This is a genomic window from Pseudomonas sp. 20P_3.2_Bac5 (genome assembly GCF_025466035.1).
GTDB lineage: Bacteria > Pseudomonadota > Gammaproteobacteria > Pseudomonadales > Pseudomonadaceae > Aquipseudomonas.
On record NZ_JANLOA010000002.1, the window covers coordinates 1 to 349 of the forward strand.

Genomic DNA, 349 nt, shown 5'->3' on the forward strand with positions numbered 1-349 from the left:
CGTCACTGGCACCACCGGTGGTGATTTCGAACATCTGGAAGTTAGCCCGACTGCAGCCGTCACTGCTGTGACTGACTCGATCGATACGTCGACAGTGACCCTGACTGCTACTGCCAGCGCTGTTGAAGGCGGCGTCGTCACCTACACCGCTTCGGTAACGGCGCCAGTAACCGGCGCGCCACTGGTCATCAGCTTGGCTAACGGCCAGTCGATCACCATCCCGGTTAATGCAAGCAGCGGCTCGGTGGACTTCATCGCACCGAATAACGTGTTGAACACCAACACGCCGCTGACCAACAGCATCACCGGTGTGACTGGCGGCAACTACGAGCACCTGGAAACCGCAGGT

General features: G+C 59.3%; 1 protein-coding gene. It reads left to right on the plus strand.

Annotated features, from left to right (window positions below):
* Positions 1-349: immunoglobulin-like domain-containing protein (locus tag NTD88_RS00360; RefSeq protein WP_262155747.1), on the plus strand; the 349-nt coding region annotated here is incomplete at both ends.